The organism is Streptomyces sp. NPDC096324 (assembly GCF_044763015.1).
In the GTDB taxonomy this organism is placed as follows: Bacteria; Actinomycetota; Actinomycetes; order Streptomycetales; family Streptomycetaceae; genus Streptomyces.
This window is the reverse complement of sequence record NZ_JBIWFK010000004.1, coordinates 173,915-192,331: the sequence shown is the minus strand read 5'-3', so window position 1 is coordinate 192,331 and position 18,417 is coordinate 173,915. Positions and strand designations below refer to the sequence as shown.

General features: G+C 69.3%; 14 protein-coding genes. 9 read left to right on the top strand and 5 right to left on the bottom strand.

The features are described 5' to 3' along the window. Window position 1 precedes the first annotated feature (1 nt). The 8 genes from ACIQ7M_RS11665 (at window position 2) to ACIQ7M_RS11630 (ending at window position 10,404) form a co-directional block, all read left to right on the top strand. Window positions 2-2,959, top strand: a complete 2,958-nt coding sequence (locus ACIQ7M_RS11665) for a M14 family zinc carboxypeptidase (RefSeq protein ID WP_403642580.1) — start codon at window positions 2-4, stop codon at window positions 2,957-2,959. A gap of 192 nt (window positions 2,960-3,151) precedes the next feature. Beyond that, window positions 3,152-4,162, top strand: coding sequence for a type I glyceraldehyde-3-phosphate dehydrogenase (gene gap, locus ACIQ7M_RS11660; protein ID WP_355774184.1), 1,011 nt, complete (start codon window positions 3,152-3,154; stop codon window positions 4,160-4,162). Between the two features lie 142 nt (window positions 4,163-4,304). After that, a complete protein-coding gene (locus tag ACIQ7M_RS11655; protein ID WP_355774187.1) occupies window positions 4,305-5,516 on the top strand; it encodes a phosphoglycerate kinase in 1,212 nt (403 codons plus the stop codon). Window positions 5,517-5,521: 5 nt separating this feature from the next. Next, window positions 5,522-6,298, top strand: a complete 777-nt coding sequence (gene tpiA / locus ACIQ7M_RS11650; RefSeq protein ID WP_355774190.1) for a triose-phosphate isomerase — start codon at window positions 5,522-5,524, stop codon at window positions 6,296-6,298. Window positions 6,299-6,396: 98 nt separating this feature from the next. Continuing rightward, complete coding sequence (gene secG, locus ACIQ7M_RS11645) at window positions 6,397-6,633, top strand: preprotein translocase subunit SecG (protein WP_355774192.1); 237 nt, start codon at window positions 6,397-6,399, stop codon at window positions 6,631-6,633. A gap of 283 nt (window positions 6,634-6,916) precedes the next feature. Next, entirely contained in the window at window positions 6,917-7,204 is a 288-nt protein-coding gene (locus ACIQ7M_RS11640) for an RNA polymerase-binding protein RbpA (RefSeq protein WP_004002138.1), read from the top strand. 611 nt (window positions 7,205-7,815) lie between these two features. Further along, complete coding sequence (gene pgi / locus ACIQ7M_RS11635; RefSeq protein ID WP_403642575.1) at window positions 7,816-9,468, top strand: glucose-6-phosphate isomerase; 1,653 nt, start codon at window positions 7,816-7,818, stop codon at window positions 9,466-9,468. 159 nt (window positions 9,469-9,627) lie between these two features. Beyond that, window positions 9,628-10,404, top strand: coding sequence for a hypothetical protein (locus tag ACIQ7M_RS11630; RefSeq protein ID WP_403642572.1), 777 nt, complete (start codon window positions 9,628-9,630; stop codon window positions 10,402-10,404). 88 nt (window positions 10,405-10,492) lie between these two features. Here the strand turns inward: ACIQ7M_RS11630 and pgl are convergent, their stop codons facing one another. From pgl to tkt, 5 genes are read right to left on the bottom strand one after another with little or no spacing between them, the layout of a single operon-like run. Further along, entirely contained in the window at window positions 10,493-11,275 is a 783-nt protein-coding gene (gene pgl / locus ACIQ7M_RS11625) for a 6-phosphogluconolactonase (protein WP_355775629.1), read from the bottom strand. Next, the gene (opcA, locus tag ACIQ7M_RS11620; protein ID WP_355775627.1) at window positions 11,272-12,324 is read right to left on the bottom strand and encodes a glucose-6-phosphate dehydrogenase assembly protein OpcA; all 1,053 of its coding nucleotides are present in this window, start codon (window positions 12,322-12,324) and stop codon (window positions 11,272-11,274) included. Before opcA ends, pgl begins: the two co-directional genes overlap by 4 nt. Continuing rightward, a complete protein-coding gene (gene zwf / locus ACIQ7M_RS11615) occupies window positions 12,321-13,844 on the bottom strand; it encodes a glucose-6-phosphate dehydrogenase (RefSeq protein WP_403642567.1) in 1,524 nt (507 codons plus the stop codon). Before zwf ends, opcA begins: the two co-directional genes overlap by 4 nt. Before the next feature lie 4 nt (window positions 13,845-13,848). Next, the gene (gene tal, locus ACIQ7M_RS11610; protein WP_403642564.1) at window positions 13,849-14,967 is read right to left on the bottom strand and encodes a transaldolase; all 1,119 of its coding nucleotides are present in this window, start codon (window positions 14,965-14,967) and stop codon (window positions 13,849-13,851) included. 34 nt (window positions 14,968-15,001) lie between these two features. Then, window positions 15,002-17,089: a transketolase gene (tkt, locus tag ACIQ7M_RS11605; RefSeq protein WP_403642562.1), complete on the bottom strand. Its 2,088-nt coding sequence runs from the start codon at window positions 17,087-17,089 to the stop codon at window positions 15,002-15,004. Window positions 17,090-17,442: 353 nt separating this feature from the next. Here tkt and ACIQ7M_RS11600 point away from each other — a divergent pair, with 353 nt between their 5' ends. Then, complete coding sequence (locus ACIQ7M_RS11600) at window positions 17,443-18,396, top strand: heme o synthase (protein ID WP_403643503.1); 954 nt, start codon at window positions 17,443-17,445, stop codon at window positions 18,394-18,396. The last annotated feature ends 21 nt before the right edge of the window (window positions 18,397-18,417 follow it).

Below are 18,417 nucleotides of genomic sequence, written 5' to 3'. Positions count from 1 at the left end.
CATGAGACGAAGAGCGAGCGCGATCCTCGCTACCGGCGCGCTCCTGCTGGGCGGTGCGGCCGTGGCGCCGGTCGCCCGGGCGCAGGAGGGCGGTTCACCCCAGCCCGACGCGAACGCCGTGAAGGTGTTCCGCGCGGAGGTCACGAAAGCGCAGGTACCCCTGCTGCTCGCGGCCGGCCAGGACAGTCACGAGCTCGGCGACACGACCTGGAAGAACGGCAGGAGCACGGTCGAGGTCTACGTCACCGACCAGCAGGCGAAGAAGCTGGAGAAGCAGGGCGTCGACCTCACCGAGCACACCCTGTCCGCCAAGGCCGAGGACCGGGTCGCCGACGCCGCCCAGGGGGTGTTCCGCCCCTACAGCGGCAAGGGCAACCTCCAGCAGGAGATCGTCGAGACGGGCCGGGCGAACCCCGGCCTGACCAAGGTCGTCTCCATCGGCAAGACCCTGAACGGCCAGGACATCCTCGCGCTGAAGCTGACCAAGGGCGCCAGGAAGACCAAGGACGGCTCCAAGCCGTCGGTGCTGTACATGTCCAACCAGCACGCCCGCGAGTGGATCACGCCCGAGATGACGCGGCGGCTGATGCACTACTACCTGGACAACTACTCCACGGACAAGCGCGTCAAGAAGATCGTCGACTCCACCGAACTGTGGTTCGTCCTGTCGGCCAACCCCGACGGCTACGACTACACCTTCAAGGACGCCGACACCCGCCAGTGGCGCAAGAACCTGCGCGACGTGAACGGCGACGGCGTCATCTCCACCGGCGACGGCGTCGACCTCAACCGCAACTTCGCCTACAAGTGGGGCTACGACGACGAGGGTTCGTCCCCCAACCCCACCAGCGAGACCTACCGCGGCGCGAGCCCCGGGTCCGAGCCCGAGACCAAGGCGCTCGACGCCTTCGAGAAGCGCGTCGGCTTCACGTACGGGATCAACTACCACTCCGCCGCCGAACTGCTGCTCTACGGGGTGGGCTGGCAGGTGGCGACGCCGACGCCGGACGACGTGCTCTACAAGTCGCTCGCAGGAACGCCCGAGAAGTCCGCGATCCCGGGCTATCACCCGCAGGTCTCCTCGGAGCTCTACACCACCAACGGCGAGGCGGACGGCCACGCCGGCAATGTCAACGGCACGGCGATGTTCACCCCCGAGATGTCGACCTGTGAGACCGCCTCGGACCTCGACCCGAACGACGCCTGGAACGCCGCGGACTGCGCCTCGGTCTTCACCTTCCCGGACGACGAGAAGCTGATCGAGCAGGAATTCGAGAAGAACGTCCCGTTCGCGCTCTCCGTCGCCGAGACCGCGGCCCACCCCGACCGGCCCTCCTCCTCGGTCGGTCTCGACGCACCCGACTTCACCCCGTCCGCCTTCACGACGTCGTACGCCCGCGGCGCGGACCAGAAGATCTCCGTCGTCGTCCGCAAGTCCGTACGCGACAAGAAGCTCAAGTACCGCGTCAACGGCGGCCGTACGCACGACACGGCGCTCAGGGCCTGGCGGGGCGGCGAGACCTACGGCGGCACGGACAACCTCTACTTCGACGAGTACCGCGCCAAGGTCGAGGACGCCGGCCCCGGCGACACGGTCGAGGTCTGGTTCACCGGCGAGACCAGGAGCGGGAAGCCCACCTCCAGCACCCGCTTCACGTACACCGTGGCCCAGCGGCCGCGCGCCGACGTGCTCGTGGTCGCCGAGGAGGGCGCGGCCGCCACACAGGCGCAGACCTACGTCGACGCGCTGAAGGCCGACGGGAAGAAGGCCCTCGTCTGGGACGTCGCCACCCAGGGCGCGCCGGACGCGCTCGGCGTGCTCGGCCACTTCGGCACGGTCGTCCACTACACCGGCGCCCCGCGGCCCGGCAACGCCACCCAGCTCCAGCTCCGCGCCTACCTCAACGAGGGCGGCAAGCTGGTCGAGGCGGGCGAACTGGCCGGCGGCAGCGTCGACCTCGGCGGCGGCACCCTCTCGAACGACTTCAGCCAGTACTACCTGGGCGCCTACTCCCGTACGTCCACACCCGGCGCCAAGGGCTTCACCGGCTCCGGCGGACTCGACGGCGCCACCGGAACCCTCGGGGACGCGCCCGGCAACCCGCTGAACGCGGCGGGCACCTACGGCGTCACCTCGGACTCGCTCTCCCCGGCGCAGTACCCGCAGTTCGCCTCCGGCGCGGGAGCGGGACAGTTCAGCGGGACCGTGAACCCGTACGGGCCGTACGAGGGTTCGTACATGGCCGCCGCGGTGCACACCGACGACGCCTACAAGCGGCTGACCCGCACCATCGACCTCACCGGCGTCACCGCCGCCGACAAGCCGACGCTGCGCTCCCAGATGCTGTGGGACACCGAGCCCGGCTACGACCACGCGGTCGTCGAGGTCCACACGACCGGGGCCGACGACTGGACCACCCTCCCCGAGGCGGGCGGCGCCAGTTCGGCCGCCGTCCCGACCGAGTGCGAGGCCGGCTTCCTCGCCCGTGAACACCCGTGGATCAAGCACTATCTGACCGTGAGCGCGGCGGGTTGCACCGCCACGGGGTCCAGCGGGCAGTGGAACAGTCTCACCGGCGCGTCCAGCGGCTGGCAGCCGGTCGCCTTCGACCTGAGCGCGTACGCCGGCCGGTCGGTCGAGGTGTCGATCGGCTACATCACCGACCCGAGCACGGGCGGCCACGGCGTCCTCGTCGACAACACCGCCCTCGTGGTCGGCGGCACCGTCGCCGGGGCCGAGGGCTTCGAGACCTCCCTCGGCCCCTGGACCGTCGCCGGTCCGCCCGCGGGCAGCCCGGCGGTTCTGCGGGACTGGGCACGCACCGGCGAACTCTTCAGGACATATGGAGCGGTCACCACGGACGACACCGTCCTGCTGGGCTTCGGCCTGGAACACGTCGGCACGGCGGCCGACCGCGCGGCCCTCATCGGAAAGGCACTCTCGGCACTTGACGACTGACGGTCCGTGACAATCGCATGATCGACAAGGGTGATCCGTACCCCTACTGGCGGGTACGGATCACCCTGCCGTGTATGGCCGTGGTCGATGTCACTCAGGGGCCTTGGGGGAGGTAGGGTCGGAGGCGGTCGGGGACATCCCATACAAACTCGCCGACACTTGAGTCGGCGTACCTAACGAGGAGATCGGTTCGTGACGATCCGCGTAGGCATCAACGGCTTTGGCCGCATCGGTCGTAACTACTTCCGCGCGCTGCTGGAGCAGGGTGCTGACATCGAGATCGTGGCTGTCAACGACCTGGGTGACACCGCGACCACCGCCCACCTTCTGAAGTACGACACCATTCTGGGCCGCCTCAAGGCCGAGGTGTCGCACACCGCCGACACGATCACCGTCGACGGCCACACCATCAAGGTCCTGTCCGAGCGCAACCCCGCCGACATCCCGTGGGGCGAGCTGGGCGTCGACATCGTCATCGAGTCGACCGGCATCTTCACGAAGAAGGCCGACGCCGAGAAGCACATCGCCGGCGGCGCCAAGAAGGTCCTCATCTCGGCTCCGGCCAAGGACGAGGACATCACCATCGTGATGGGTGTCAACCAGGACCAGTACGACCCGGCGAACCACAACATCATCTCCAACGCCTCCTGCACCACCAACTGTGTGGCGCCGATGGCCAAGGTTCTCGACGAGAACTTCGGCATCGTCAAGGGCCTGATGACGACGGTTCACGCGTACACGAACGACCAGCGCATCCTGGACTTCCCGCACTCGGACCTGCGCCGCGCCCGCGCCGCCGCCGAGAACATCATCCCGACCACGACGGGTGCCGCGAAGGCCACCGCCCTGGTCCTCCCGCAGCTCAAGGGCAAGCTGGACGGCATCGCCATGCGCGTCCCGGTCCCGACCGGCTCGGCCACCGACCTGGTCGTCACCCTCCAGCGCGAGGTCACCAAGGACGAGGTCAACGCCGCGTTCAAGAAAGCCTCCGAGGACGGCGCCCTCAAGGGCTTCCTGGCGTACACCGAGGACCCGATCGTCTCCTCGGACATCGTCAGCGACCCGGCCTCCTGTACCTTCGACTCCTCCCTGACCATGGTCCAGGAGGGCAACACGGTGAAGATCCTCGGCTGGTACGACAACGAGTGGGGCTACTCCAACCGCCTCGTCGACCTCACGGTCTTCGTCGGCGGCCAGCTCTAGTTTCCAGAGCAGGCACCTCGATGTGAGCCAGGGCTCGGGCAGCGCGACGCCGCGCTGTCCGGGCCCTGCGCCACGTAGTGACCGATCGCCCGGATCGGTCACCTCTCGCGGATCTGAAGCGCCTTCCCCAGGAGTCCCTTTCATGAAGACGATCGACGAGCTTCTCGCCGAAGGAGTGGCCGGCAAGCGGGTATTCGTCCGCGCCGACCTCAACGTGCCGCTGGCGAACGGCCTCATCACCGACGACGGCCGTATCCGCGCCGTCCTGCCCACCGTCAAGGCGCTGGCCGACGCGGGCGCCAAGGTCATCGTCGCCTCGCACCTGGGCCGCCCCAAGGGCGCCCCGGACCCGGCGTTCTCCCTCCTCCAGCCCGCCGAGCGACTCGGTGAACTGCTCGGCGCGCCCGTCGCGTTCGCGCAGGACACCGTCGGCCCCGCCGCGCACGAGGCGGTGGACGGCCTGGAGCCCGGCCAGGTGGCGGTCATCGAGAACCTCCGCTTCAACGCGGGCGAGACGTCCAAGGACGACACCGAGCGCGGCGAGTTCGCCGACCGGCTCGCCGCCCTGGCCGACGTCTACGTGGGCGACGGCTTCGGCGCGGTGCACCGCAAGCACGCCTCCGTGTACGACCTTCCGGCCCGGCTGCCGCACTACGCCGGCTACCTCATCGCCACCGAGGTCGGCGTCCTGAAGAAGCTCACCGAGGACGTCGCGCGGCCGTACGTCGTCGCGCTCGGCGGCTCCAAGGTCTCCGACAAGCTCGCCGTCATCGACCAGCTCCTCGGCAAGGCCGACCGCATCCTGATCGGCGGCGGCATGGCCTTCACCTTCCTCAAGGCGAAGGGCTACGAGGTCGGCACCTCCCTGCTGCAGGAGGACCAGATCCCGGCCGTCACCGAGTACATGGAGCGCGCCGAGAAGCTGGGCGTCGAGCTGGTGCTCCCGGTCGACGTCGTCGTCGCCCCCGGATTCCCGGACCTCAAGACCAAGGCGCCCACCGAGCACACCGCCGTCGACGCGGACAAGATGCCCGCGGGACAGCTCGGCCTGGACATCGGCCCGAAGACCGGTGCCCTCTACGCAGCCAAGCTCGCCGACGCCGAGACCGTGTTCTGGAACGGTCCCATGGGCGTCTTCGAGCACCCCGACTACGCCGAGGGCACCAAGGCGGTCGCCCAGGCCCTCGTCGACTCCAAGGGCTTCACCGTCGTCGGCGGCGGAGACTCCGCCGCCGCGGTGCGCACCCTCGGTTTCGACGAGAACGCATTCGGCCACATCTCGACCGGTGGCGGCGCCTCCCTCGAATACCTCGAGGGCAAGACGCTCCCCGGCCTCGCCGCACTGGAGGACTGACCTAGATGAGCACGCGCACGCCGCTGATGGCGGGCAACTGGAAGATGAACCTCAACCACCTCGAGGCCATCGCGCACGTCCAGAAACTCGCCTTCGCCCTGGCCGACAAGGACTACGAGGCCTGCGAGGTCGCCGTCCTGCCGCCCTTCACCGACCTGCGCTCCGTGCAGACCCTGGTCGACGGCGACAAGCTCAAGATCAAGTACGGGGCCCAGGACCTGTCCGCGCAGGACTCCGGCGCCTACACCGGCGAGATCTCCGGCTCGATGCTGGCCAAGCTGAAGTGCACGTACGTGGCCGTCGGCCACTCCGAGCGCCGCCAGTACCACAACGAGACCGACGAGATCGTGAACGCCAAGGTCAAGGCCGCCTACAAGCACGGCCTGACCCCGATCCTGTGCGTGGGCGAGGAGCTGGACGTCCGCGAGGCGGGCAACCACGTCTCCCATACCCTCGCCCAGGTCGAGGGCGGTCTGAAGGACCTCCCGGCCGAGCAGGCCGAGTCCGTCGTGATCGCCTACGAGCCCGTGTGGGCCATCGGCACCGGCAAGGTCTGCGGCGCCGACGACGCGCAGGAGGTCTGCGCCGCGATCCGCGCCAAGCTCGCCGAGCTGTACTCCCAGGAGCTGGCCGACCAGGTCCGCATCCAGTACGGCGGCTCGGTGAAGTCCGGCAACGTCGCCGAGATCATGGCGAAGGCCGACATCGACGGCGCTCTGGTCGGCGGCGCGTCGCTCGACGCCGACGAGTTCGTCAAGATCGTCCGGTTCCGCGACCAGTAAGTATGCGGTAGCGGCGATTCGTCGTACCCTTGCGGGGGTCTGGTGCTCTCGTACCGGACCCCCGTCGTCCATCCAGTTCCGAGGAAGTTGGTCCAGCCGTGGTTTTGGGGTTCTCGATCGCCCTGATCGTCTTCAGCCTGCTGCTGATGCTGCTCGTGCTGATGCACAAGGGGAAGGGCGGCGGCCTTTCCGACATGTTCGGTGGCGGCATGCAGTCGTCCGTCGGTGGCTCCTCGGTGGCCGAGCGCAACCTCGACCGCATCACCGTGGTGCTCGGCCTGCTCTGGTTCACGTGCATCGTCGTGCTCGGCGTCCTGATGAAGATCAACAACTGATCGCCGACCGACATCGGTACGGCAGCACAACTGCACAGCACGCAAGCACATTCCGCACGTAAGGCCCCATGTCCGGTACGCGCCTCCAGGCGCCGCCTATCATGGGGCTTGCGTCTAGGGGTGGGGATGTAACTCCAATCACTGGACGCGCGTTGGGCCTTACGTAGACTGAGGCGCTCGCAACGAAGCGACACGCCGACTCGCTTCGCGGCACCATCACGCAGGGAGTTACACCGTGGCAAGTGGCAACGCGATCCGAGGAAGCCGGGTCGGGGCGGGGCCGATGGGCGAGGCCGAGCGCGGCGAGTCCGCGCCGCGGCTGCGCATCTCCTTCTGGTGCTCCAACGGGCACGAGACGCAGCCCAGCTTCGCCAGCGACGCGCAGGTTCCCGACACCTGGGACTGCCCGCGCTGCGGCTTCCCCGCCGGACAGGACCGGGACAACCCGCCGGACCCGCCGCGCACCGAGCCCTACAAGACGCACCTCGCGTACGTGCGGGAGCGGCGCAGCGACGCGGACGGCGAGGCGATCCTCGCCGAGGCGCTCGCCAAACTGCGGGGCGAGATCTAGGAGTTGAGAACCGGCCGGGCATCCCATGGGTGTCTGGCCGGAACGGTTTCACGGCGACGTCGATGCCGGATCCGCCCCGTCGCCGGGTCCGCCGTGTCCTGATGCCCGCACTGCGGGCCGACCTGCCCGGCGGGGCTTCTCATCTTCCGGCGGCATGCCGGTGCGGTGCTGTGCGGTGGCCTGTGGTGCTGTGCGGTGGCTCGCGGTGCCGTGGGGTGCCGTGCGGGCGGTGCGCGGGTCACGCCGATGCAGCAGTGCCGGCCGGAATTCGTGCCGGGCGCGTCGGACCGTCATGCCGTACGGTCCGGACGCGGAGCCACGTCCGGCGTACCGCCCCTGCCGCGTGCCGCCCGCCACCGTCACCTGTCGCCGCCCCCTGCCTTTTGCTCCCTGCCCCCCTGGCCTTGCCCCCTGCTCCGCGAGGCGGGCGCTCGCTCCCTCTCTCCTCCCCCCGTCATCCCGCTGACACCTGCGGGCCAGTCGGACGTATCTGTTGTTGAGCCGGTGGACGCACTACGACAGCTCGTGTCCAGCCCTGATCAATTAGGTTGGGACCGGCAGCGGGGCAAGGTACGCAGCAGCACAGGCAGGAAAGAAGGCGGAAGTCCGAGATGAACGCAGAAAGCCGTACCAGGCTCAACCAGACACCCGAGTGGACCGCTCTGGCCAAGCACCGCGAGGAGCTCGCGGGCACCCATCTGCGCGACCTGTTCGCGGCCGACGCGGGACGCGGGTCCGGCTACTCGCTCCAGGTCGGCGATCTGCACGTCGACTACTCCAAGCACCTCGTCACCGACGAGACGCTCCGGCTGCTGCGCGAGCTGGCCGTCGCCACGGACGTGTTCGGGCTGCGGGACGCGATGTTCCGGGGCGAGAAGATCAATACGACCGAGGACCGGGCGGTGCTGCACACCGCGCTGCGGGCGCCGCGGGACGCGGTGGTCGAGGTCGACGGGGAGAACGTCGTGCCGGCCGTGCACGCGGTCCTGGACAAGATGGCGGACTTCGCCGGGCGGGTCCGCTCGGGCGAGTGGACCGGTCACACCGGCAAGCGCATCAAGAACGTCGTGACCGTCGGCATCGGCGGCTCCGACCTCGGCCCCGCCATGGCCTATGAGGTGCTGCGCTCCTTCACCGACCGTTCGCTGACCGTGCGGTTCGTGTCGAACGTGGACGGCGCCGACCTGCATGAGGCCGTACGGGACCTGGACCCGGCGGAGACGCTGTTCGTCATCGCCTCCAAGACGTTCACCACGATCGAGACGATCACCAACGCCACCTCCGCGCGTGACTGGCTCCTGACCGGTCTGAAGGCGGGGCAGGAAGCGGTCGCGAAGCACTTCGTGGCGCTGTCGACGAACGCGGAGAAGGTGTCGGACTTCGGCATCGACACGGCGAACATGTTCGAGTTCTGGGACTGGGTCGGCGGGCGTTACTCGTTCGACTCGGCGATCGGGCTGTCGCTGATGATCGCGATCGGCCCGGAGCGCTTCCGCGAGATGCTCGACGGTTTCCACCTCGTCGACGAGCACTTCCGCACGGCTCCCGCCGAGGCCAACGCTCCTCTGCTGCTCGGTCTGTTGGGTATCTGGTACGGCAACTTCCACGACGCGCAGTCGCACGCCGTGCTGCCGTACTCGCACTACCTGTCGAAGTTCACGGCCTACCTCCAGCAGCTCGACATGGAGTCCAACGGCAAGTCCGTGGACCGTGACGGCAACCCGGTGGAGTGGCAGACGGGACCGGTGGTCTGGGGCACGCCCGGCACCAACGGCCAGCACGCCTACTACCAGTTGATCCATCAGGGCACGAAGCTGATCCCCGCCGACTTCATCGGCTTCGCCGAGCCCGTGGCCGACCTGCTGCCGGGCCTGGTCGCCCAGCACGACCTGCTGATGGCGAACTTCTTCGCGCAGACGCAGGCGCTGGCGTTCGGCAAGACCCCGGACGAGGTCCGTGCCGAGGGGGTGCCCGAGGAACTGGTGCCGCACAAGACGTTCCAGGGCAACCACCCCACCACCACGATCCTGGCGAAGGAGCTGACCCCGTCCGTCCTGGGCCAGTTGATCGCCCTCTACGAGCACAAGGTGTTCGTCCAGGGCGCGGTCTGGAACATCGACTCCTTCGACCAGTGGGGCGTCGAGCTCGGCAAGGTGCTCGCCAAGCGCGTCGAACCCGCCCTGACCGAGGGCGCCGACGTCCCCGGACTGGACGAGTCGACCAAGGCCCTGGTCGCCAAGTACCGCACACTGCGGGGCCGTTGAGCCTGACTGGGGGGAAGCGGGCGGTGGGAGTCCGCCCGCTTCCCGTAGCATCCCTGGTGATCACGACGGCGATCGTTCGGGGGAGCGGAAGTGACCGGGTCACGTGAGAGATGGACGAGGGACAGGCTGACGGTCCGGACTTTCCTGAAGCCGAAACGGATGGCGAAGGCACTGTTCCACCCGGCGTGGATTCCCGAGCCCGTCGATCCGTCGGTGGAGCGGCTCAAACGTGTGCGTGTCGTCGCCGGAGCGGTCGCGGCGTTCGGTGTGTACACCTTCGTGCAGCACAAGTTCGACACCACCGAGATCCTGGGCAACATCCTGACGGCGGCCGTCGTCCTGCTGTTCATCACGCCGCTGACCGTGGGCGTGATGCTCTTCGTATGGCGGCGCGCCGGCACCGTCCGGCAGCTGAGGCGCCCGCTCCTCGGCTCGCTCAAACTGCTGGTGCTGTTCATCGGCATGGCCGTGGCCGCCGTGCTCCTCATGCAGCTCGCGACCGCCGTCGGAGGCGTCGCGCTTGTTCCGCTGGGTTTCGCGGCGCTCTGGCTGATCGGGGTGGTCGCCTACGGGGCGGTGCAACTGTCCGGGAACTACTTCGGCTCCGCGGCCGTGCACCGCTGTCTGCCGCCGCTGCTGGCCGCTGTGACGACCTGGCTCATGGCCGTCCCCGACCTGGTCACCGGTGACCTGCACGGGCTCAGCCTCACGATGGGTGCCGTCTTCATCCTGGGCGCTCCGGTGACGGTCACCGCCATCGCGGCCCTGGAGATGAACCGGCTCCGCCGCCACCACGGAATCAGGCTCCGCGCACACCCGGCGACCCTCCCGGTCCCGCGCCCGACGGTCTCCCCGTCGCCCGGCCTCCATCTCCCGTCCCAGGGAACCCCGTTCCCGCACGGGAACCCGTACGGCCCCGGACCGTACGGCGGTTGACGGGAACGAACGCGGGGGCGGCAGGGTCCGTGGACCCTGCCGCCCCCTTCCGGTCGTTCGGCCGTTCAGTGCTTCGGCAGACCGTCGTTCAGGCGGACGCCGGTGGATACAGCGAGCGTGGCAGTTGGGACGCCGCCGGGGCGTCCAGGAGCCACAGGGTGCGGGAGCGGCCGTACGCGCCGGCGGCGGGGGCCTGGATCTCGCCCGCGCCGGACAGGGCGATCGCGGCCGCCTGGGCCTTGTCCTCGCCGGCCGCGAGCAGCCACACCTCGCGGGCGGAGCGGATCGCGGGCAGGGTCAGCGAGATCCGGGTCGGCGGCGGCTTGGGCGCGCCGTGCACGCCGACCACCGTCCGCTCCGTCTCCCGCACCGCGGGCAGCTCCGGGAAGAGCGAGGCCACGTGGGTGTCGGGACCGACGCCCAGCATGAGGACGTCGAAGGCCGGGACCGGGCCGTGGTTCTCCGGCCCGGCGGCCTTCGCGAGCTCCGCCGCGTACGACTCCGCCGCCGCCTCGACGTCGGCGCCGTAGGGACCGTCGGACGCGGGCATGGTGTGCACCCGCTCCGGGTCCAGCGGCACCGCGTCGAGCAGGGCCGCGCGGGCCTGCGTGTCGTTGCGGTCGGGGTCGCCCTCGGGGAGGTACCGCTCGTCGCCCCACCACAGGTCCAGACGCGCCCAGTCGACCGCGTCCCGGGCGGGCGCGGACGCGAGCGCCGCGAGGAGCCCGTTTCCGTTGCGCCCGCCGGTGAGCACGATCGAGGCGGAGCCGCGCGAGGCCTGCGCGTCCACGATCTTCGTGATCAGCCGGGCCGCCGCGGCCTGGGCCATCAGTTCCTTGTCGCGGTGGACGACGAGCTGCGGGGTGTTCACTCGGCGGCCGCCTTGTCCGCCGCCTTCTTGGCGAGCGTCTCGGCCACCCCCGCGGGGGAGTCCTTGGCGACCGGGGCCGCCTTCGTGGCTGTCGCGGTCCCGCCCGAGGACCCGGCGCCCGCCGCCGCGTTCAGCCGGTCCACGCCGAAGCGCAGCGCCGAGGCGTAGGTGTCGTCCGGGTCGAGGCGGCGCAGCTCCTCCGCCATCAGCTCGGCCGTGTCCCGGCGCTTGAGCGCCACCGCGCGGTCGGGCTGCCCCTGGATGGACAGCGTGGCGAGGGTGCCGTCGGCGCGGTCCAGGACGATCGGGCCGCAGCTCGTGTCCAGCCGGACCGCGGTCAGACCGGGGCCCGAGGACAGCGACCGCTTGACGGGGACCTCCAGCCGGTCCGCGAGCCACATCGCGAGCAGCTCGCAGCTCGGGTTGAACTCCTCGCCCTCCACCTCGACCGCGTCCACGTCGCAGGCGACCTGGTCCAGGGCCGCGGCCAGCATCGAACGCCAGGGCGTGATGCGGGTCCACGACAGGTCCGTGTCGCCCGGGGTGTAGGCCTCGGCGCGGGCGTTGAGCTCCCGTACCGGGGCCTCGGCGGCGTAGGTGTCGGTCACCCGGCGCTGTGCGAGGGCGCCGAGCGGGTCCTTCGCCGGGTCGAGCGGCGCGTTCACCGGCCACCATACGACGACGGGCGCGTCCGGCAGCAGCAGCGGCAGGACGACCGACTGGGCGTGGTTGATGACCTCGCCGTACAGGCGCAGCACCACCGTCTCGCCGGTGCCCGCCTCCGCCCCGAGCCGCACCTCGGCGTCGAGGCGCGACGTCGTGCGGTCGCGGGGCGAGCGGGAGACGCGCTTGATGACCACGAGGGTGCGTGAGGGGTGCTCGCGCGAGGCCTCGTTGGCGGCCTTCAGGGCGTCGTACGCGTTCTCCTCGTCGGTGACGATGACGAGGGTGAGCACCATGCCGACGGCGGGCGTGCCGATGGCGCGGCGGCCCTGGACGAGGGCCTTGTTGACCTTGCTGGCCGTGGTGTCCGTGAGATCGGTCTTCATGGGCGACGCCAGCTCCGTCCGTCTCGTTCGAGCATCTCGTCGGCCTCGACGGGTCCCCAGGTGCCCGAGGGGTACTGCGCGGGCTTGCCGTGCTGGTCCCAGTGCTGCTCGATCGGGTCGAGGATCTTCCAGGACAGCTCGACCTCCTCGGTGCGCGGGAAGAGGTTCGAGTCGCCGAGCAGCACGTCGAGGATCAGACGCTCGTACGCCTCCGGGCTCGACTCGGTGAAGGACTCGCCGTAGGCGAAGTCCATCGAGACGTCCCGGATCTCCATGGAGGTGCCGGGCACCTTGGAACCGAAGCGGACCGTGACGCCCTCGTCGGGCTGGACGCGGAAGACGATCGCGTTCTGGCCCAGCTCCTCCGTCGCCGTGTGGTCGAAGGGGGAGTGCGGGGCGCGCTGGAAGACGACCGCGATCTCGGTGACGCGGCGGCCGAGCCGCTTGCCGGTGCGCAGGTAGAACGGGACGCCCGCCCAGCGGCGGTTGTCCACCTCCACCTTGATCGCGGCGAAGGTGTCGGTCTTCGAATTGGGGTCGATACCGTCCTCCTGGAGGTAGCCGACGACCTTCTCGCCGCCCTGCCACCCCGCCGCGTACTGGCCGCGGACCGTGCTGGCGGCGAGGTCCTTCGGCAGCCTGGTCGCGCCGAGCACCTTCGTCTTCTCCGCGGCGAGCGCGTCCGCGTCGAAGGAGGAGGGCTCCTCCATGGCGGTCAGCGCCATGAGCTGGAGCAGGTGGTTCTGGATGACGTCACGGGCGGCGCCGATGCCGTCGTAGTAGCCGGCCCGGCCGCCGATGCCGATGTCCTCGGCCATCGTGATCTGCACGTGGTCGACGAACGACCGGTTCCAGATCGGCTCGAACATCGTGTTGGCGAAGCGCAGTGCCAGGATGTTCTGGACGGTCTCCTTGCCCAGGTAGTGGTCGATGCGGAAGACCTGGTCCGGGGCGAAGACCTCGTGCACGATCGCGTTGAGCTCCTCGGCCGACTTGAGGTCGTGGCCGAAGGGCTTCTCGATGACCGCGCGGCGCCAGGAGCCGTCCGACTGATCCGCCAGCTTGTGCTTCTTGAGCTGCTGGATCACCACCGGGAACGCGGACGGCGGCACGGACAGGTAGAAGGCGAAGTTGCCGCCCGTGCCCTGGGCCTTGTCCAGCTCCTCGATGGTGGAACGCAGCCGGTCGAAGGCGTCGTCGTCGTCGAAGGTGCCCTGGACGAAGCGCATGCCCTGGACGAGCTGCTGCCAGACCTCCTCGCGGAAGGGCGTGCGGGCGTGCTCCTTGACCGCGTCGTGGACCTCCTGGGCGAAGTCCTCGTGGGCCCACTCGCGGCGGGCGAACCCGACGAGCGAGAAGCCCGGCGGGAGGAGACCCCGGTTCGCGAGGTCATACACCGCGGGCATCAGCTTTTTACGTGACAAATCGCCCGTGACGCCGAAGATGACCAGGCCCGACGGCCCCGCGATACGCGGGAGCCGTCGGTCTGCGGGGTCACGCAGCGGGTTGCTGCTCGACAAGGTTTCAGCCCTCCGAAGGGGCGAGGCGCTGGAGCTCCGCCTCGGTCGACTTGAGCAGGTCGTTCCAGGAGGACTCGAACTTCTCGACGCCCTCGTCCTCGAGGAGCTGGACCACGTCGTCGTAGGCGATCCCGAGCTTCTCGACGGCGTCGAGCTCGGCACGGGACTGCTCGTACGTACCGGCGATCGTGTTGCCGGTGATCTGGCCGTGGCCCTCGGTGGCCTCCAGAGTGGCCTCCGGCATGGTGTTCACCGTGTTGGGCGCGACCAGCTCGTCGACGTACAGGGTGTCCTTGTACGCCGGGTCCTTGACGCCGGTCGAGGCCCACAGCGGGCGCTGCTTGTTGGCCTGCGCCCGGTCGAGGACGGACCAGCGGTCGGTGGAGAAGACCTCCTCGTACGCCTCGTAGGCGAGCCGGGCGTTGGCGACGCCCGCCTTGCCGCGGGCGGCCTTGGCCTCGGGGGTGCCGAGCGCGTCGAGCCGCTTGTCGATCTCGGTGTCCACGCGGGACACGAAGAAGGACGCCACGGAGTGGATCTTCGAGAGGTCCAGGCCGCGCTCCTTGGCCTTCTCCAGGCCGGCGAGGTAGGCGTCCATGACCTCGCGGTAGCGCTCCAGCGAGAAGATCAGCGTGACGTTGACGCTGATGCCGAGGCCGATGACCTCGGTGATCGCCGGCAGACCCGCCTTGGTGGCCGGGATCTTGATGAGGGTGTTGGGGCGGTCCACCAGCCAGGCGAGCTGCTTGGCCTCGGCGATCGTCGCCTTGGTGTTGTGCGCCAGACGCGGGTCGACCTCGATCGACACACGGCCGTCCTGGCCCTCGGTGGCGTCGAAGACGGGCCGCAGGATGTCGGCGGCGTCGCGCACGTCCGCCGTGGTGATCATGCGCAGGGCCTCGTCGACGGTGACCTTGCGGGCAGCGAGCTCGGAAACCTGCTGCTCGTAGCCGTCTCCGCTGCTGATCGCCTTCTGGAAGATCGACGGGTTGGTGGTGACGCCCACGACGTGCTGCTGGTCGATCAGCTCGGCAAGATTGCCGGACGTGATCCGCTTGCGCGACAGGTCGTCCAGCCAGATCGCGACGCCTTCCTCGGAGAGGCGCTTGAGTGCGTCTGTCATGGAAATTGCATCTCCTACGTGTCGTTTGTCGGCGTCAGCGCTGGGCTGCGGCGATCGATTCCCGGGCGGCTTCCGCGACGTTCTCGGCAGTGAAACCGAATTCGCGGAAGAGCACCTTGCCGTCGGCCGAAGCACCGAAGTGCTCCAGCGAAACAATGCGTCCGGCGTCCCCGACGAAGCGGTGCCAGGTGAGACCGATTCCCGCCTCGACCGAGACACGGGCCTTCACCGACGGCGGCAGGACGCTGTCCCGGTACCCCTGGTCCTGCTCGTCGAACCACTCCACACACGGCATGGACACGACCCGCGTGGGGATGCCCGCGGCCTGGAGCCGCTCACGCGCCTCGACGGCCACGTGCACCTCGGAGCCGGTGCCGATGAGGATGACCTCGGGCGCGCCGCCCTCGGCCTCGAACAGCACGTATCCGCCCTTGGCGGCGTCCTCGTTCGCCTCGTACGTCGGCACACCCTGACGGGTGAGCGCGAGACCGTGCGGAGCGCCCTTGCCGAACACCTTCGTGTAGCGCTTGAGGATCTCGCGCCAGGCGATGGCCGTCTCGTTGGCGTCCGCGGGACGGACGACGTTGAGGCCGGGGATGGCGCGCAGCGAGGCGAGGTGTTCGACCGGCTGGTGGGTGGGGCCGTCCTCGCCGAGTCCGATCGAGTCGTGCGTCCACACGTACGTCACCGGCAGGTGCATCAGCGCCGACAGGCGGACCGAGTTGCGCATGTAGTCGGAGAACACCAGGAAGGTGCCGCCGTAGATGCGCGTGTTGCCGTGCAGCGCGATGCCGTTCATCTCCGCGGCCATGGAGTGCTCGCGGATGCCGAAGTGGATCGTGCGGCCGTACGGGTTCGCCTCCGGCAGCGGGTTGTCCGCCGGAAGGAAGGAGGACGTCTTGTCGATCGTGGTGTTGTTCGAGCCGGCGAGGTCGGCGGAGCCGCCCCACAGCTCGGGGATGACCGCGCCGAGGGCCTGGAGCACCTTGCCGGACGCGGCGCGGGTGGCGACACCCGTGCCCGCCTCGAAGACGGGGAGCTTCTCCTCCCAGCCGCTCGGCAGCTCGGTCGCCGCGATGCGGTCGTACTCCGCCGCGCGCTTCGGGTCGGCGGTACGCCAGGCGGCGTAGCCCTTCTCCCACTCGGCCTTGGCCTGGGCACCCCGGTCCAGGGCCTGACGGGTGTGGGCCAGCACCTCGGCGGCGACGTCGAAGGACTTCTCCGGGTCGAAGCCGAGGACGCGCTTGGTGGCCGCGACCTCGTCGTCGCCGAGCGCCGAGCCGTGCGCGGCCTCGGTGTTCTGCGCGTTGGGGGCGGGCCAGGCGATGATCGAGCGCATCGCGATGAACGACGGCTTGTCCGTCACCTTCTTCGCGGCCTCGATGGCGTTGTAGATGGCGTGCGGGTCGAGGTCGCCGTCCGGCTTCGGGGCGATCCGCTGCACGTGCCAGCCGTACGCCTCGTAGCGCTTGACCGTGTCCTCGGAGACCGCGGTCTCGGTGTCGCCCTCGATCGAGATGTGGTTGTCGTCCCACAGCAGGACCAGGTTGCCGAGCTTCTGGTGCCCGGCCATGGAGGAGGCCTCCGCGGAGATGCCCTCCTGGAGACAGCCGTCACCGGCGATCGCGTAGATGAAGTGGTCGAACGGGGACTCGCCCTGCGGCGCCTCCGGGTCGAACAGACCACGCTCGTAGCGGGCGGCCATCGCCATGCCCACCGCGTTGGCGACACCCTGGCCGAGCGGACCGGTCGTGGTCTCCACGCCCGGCGTGTGACCGTACTCGGGGTGTCCGGGGGTCCTGCTGCCCCAGGTCCTGAAGGACTCCAGGTCGTCCAGCTCCAGGCCGAAGCCGGCCAGGTAGAGCTGGGTGTAGAGGGTCAGGGACGAATGGCCGGCGGACAGCACGAAGCGGTCCCGTCCAACCCAGTCGGTGTCCGCCGGGTCGTGCCGCATCACCTTCTGGAAGAGGGTGTAGGCGGCGGGCGCCAGGCTCATGGCCGTACCGGGATGGCCGTTGCCGACCTTCTGTACGGCATCGGCGGCCAGGACGCGGGCGGTGTCCACGGCCCGCTGGTCCAGCTCGGTCCACTCGAGGTCTGTGGTGGTCGGCTTGGTGCTCACCCTGGGTCAGGGCTCCTCTCCACATGTCACACATGTCGAAATGCCGGTGCACTGGGCGCCCCGGCCGTTGTCGAGCCTACCCCCGTGAGTACGTGCGTTTTTTCGAGTCATTCCAGACTGCCGGGACTCGTCGGGATCCGCCTCCCGACTGGGTCGTTCCGTGTTCGGCACATGAATACGGAGCCGCTCGTCCGAGTGCTCAATCGAGTCTCGGCCGGCTCTTCCAGCGGCGCTCCTCAACACGGGCCCACCCCCGCGAATGCCGGGGTCTGGGCAACGTCTACAGTGGCGTGGTACGCGCGGGCCTTTACGGGGATTTCATCCGGGGGCTCGCTGGGATGTCTCTGTCAGGGGTGTGCGTGACGGCCGTCGAATCCCGTCCTGCGGGTGTTCTCGGGACGAGCAGCAGCCGAGGCCAGCGGCCGTTCGGGGCCCGTCTCAAGGCGTTCGTGGCGCTGACCAAGCCGCGGATCATCGAATTGCTGCTCATCACCACCGTTCCGGTGATGTTCCTGGCCCAGCAGGGTGTGCCCGATCTGAAGCTGGTGCTCCTCACCTGCCTCGGCGGCTACCTGTCCGCGGGCGGCGCCAACGCGCTCAACATGTACATCGACCGCGACATCGACGCCCTCATGGAGCGCACGTCGCAGCGCCCGCTCGTCACCGGCATGGTCAGCCCCCGTGAGTGCCTCGCCTTCGGCATCACGCTGGCGGTCGTGTCGACCCTGCTGTTCGGACTCGCCGTCAACTGGCTGTCCGCCTGGCTGTCACTCGGGGCGCTCCTCTTCTACGTCGTCGTCTACACGATGATCCTCAAACGGCGTACCTCGCAGAACATCGTCTGGGGCGGCATCGCGGGCTGTCTGCCCGTGCTCATCGGCTGGTCGTCCGTCACGAACTCCATGTCGTGGGCGCCGGTCATCCTCTTCCTCGTCATGTTCTTCTGGACGCCGCCGCACTACTGGCCGCTGTCCATGAAGGTGCGCGAGGACTACGCGCGCGTGGGCGTGCCGATGCTGCCGGTCGTCGCGAGCAACAAGGTGGTCGCCCGCCAGATCGTCATCTACAGCTGGGTGATGGTCGCGGTCTCGCTGCTGCTCACCCCGCTCGGGTACACGGGCTGGTTCTACACCGTGGTCGCGCTCGGCGCGGGCGGGTTCTGGCTGTGGGAGGCGCACGGCCTGCAGAACCGCGCCAAGGCCGAGGTGACGGGCGGCAAGCTGAAGGAGATGCGGCTGTTCCACTGGTCGATCACCTACGTGTCGATCCTCTTCGTGGCCGTCGCGGTGGACCCCTTCCTCCGCTAGGCCGTGTCCGGAAACGTGGAC

Bases quoted from the DNA above. Each gene is read 5' to 3' on its own strand.
- ACIQ7M_RS11665 (WP_403642580.1), top strand. From the start codon at position 2: ATGAGACGAAGAGCGAGCGCGATCCTCGCTACCGGCGCGCTCCTGCTG.
- ACIQ7M_RS11655 (WP_355774187.1), top strand. From the start codon at position 4,305: ATGAAGACGATCGACGAGCTTCTCGCCGAAGGAGTGGCCGGCAAGCGG.
- tpiA (WP_355774190.1), top strand. From the start codon at position 5,522: ATGAGCACGCGCACGCCGCTGATGGCGGGCAACTGGAAGATGAACCTC.
- ACIQ7M_RS11640 (WP_004002138.1), top strand. From the start codon at position 6,917: ATGGGCGAGGCCGAGCGCGGCGAGTCCGCGCCGCGGCTGCGCATCTCC.
- pgi (WP_403642575.1), top strand. From the start codon at position 7,816: ATGAACGCAGAAAGCCGTACCAGGCTCAACCAGACACCCGAGTGGACC.
- ACIQ7M_RS11630 (WP_403642572.1), top strand. From the start codon at position 9,628: ATGGCGAAGGCACTGTTCCACCCGGCGTGGATTCCCGAGCCCGTCGAT.
- opcA (WP_355775627.1), bottom strand. From the start codon at position 12,324: ATGAAGACCGATCTCACGGACACCACGGCCAGCAAGGTCAACAAGGCC.
- tal (WP_403642564.1), bottom strand. From the start codon at position 14,967: ATGACAGACGCACTCAAGCGCCTCTCCGAGGAAGGCGTCGCGATCTGG.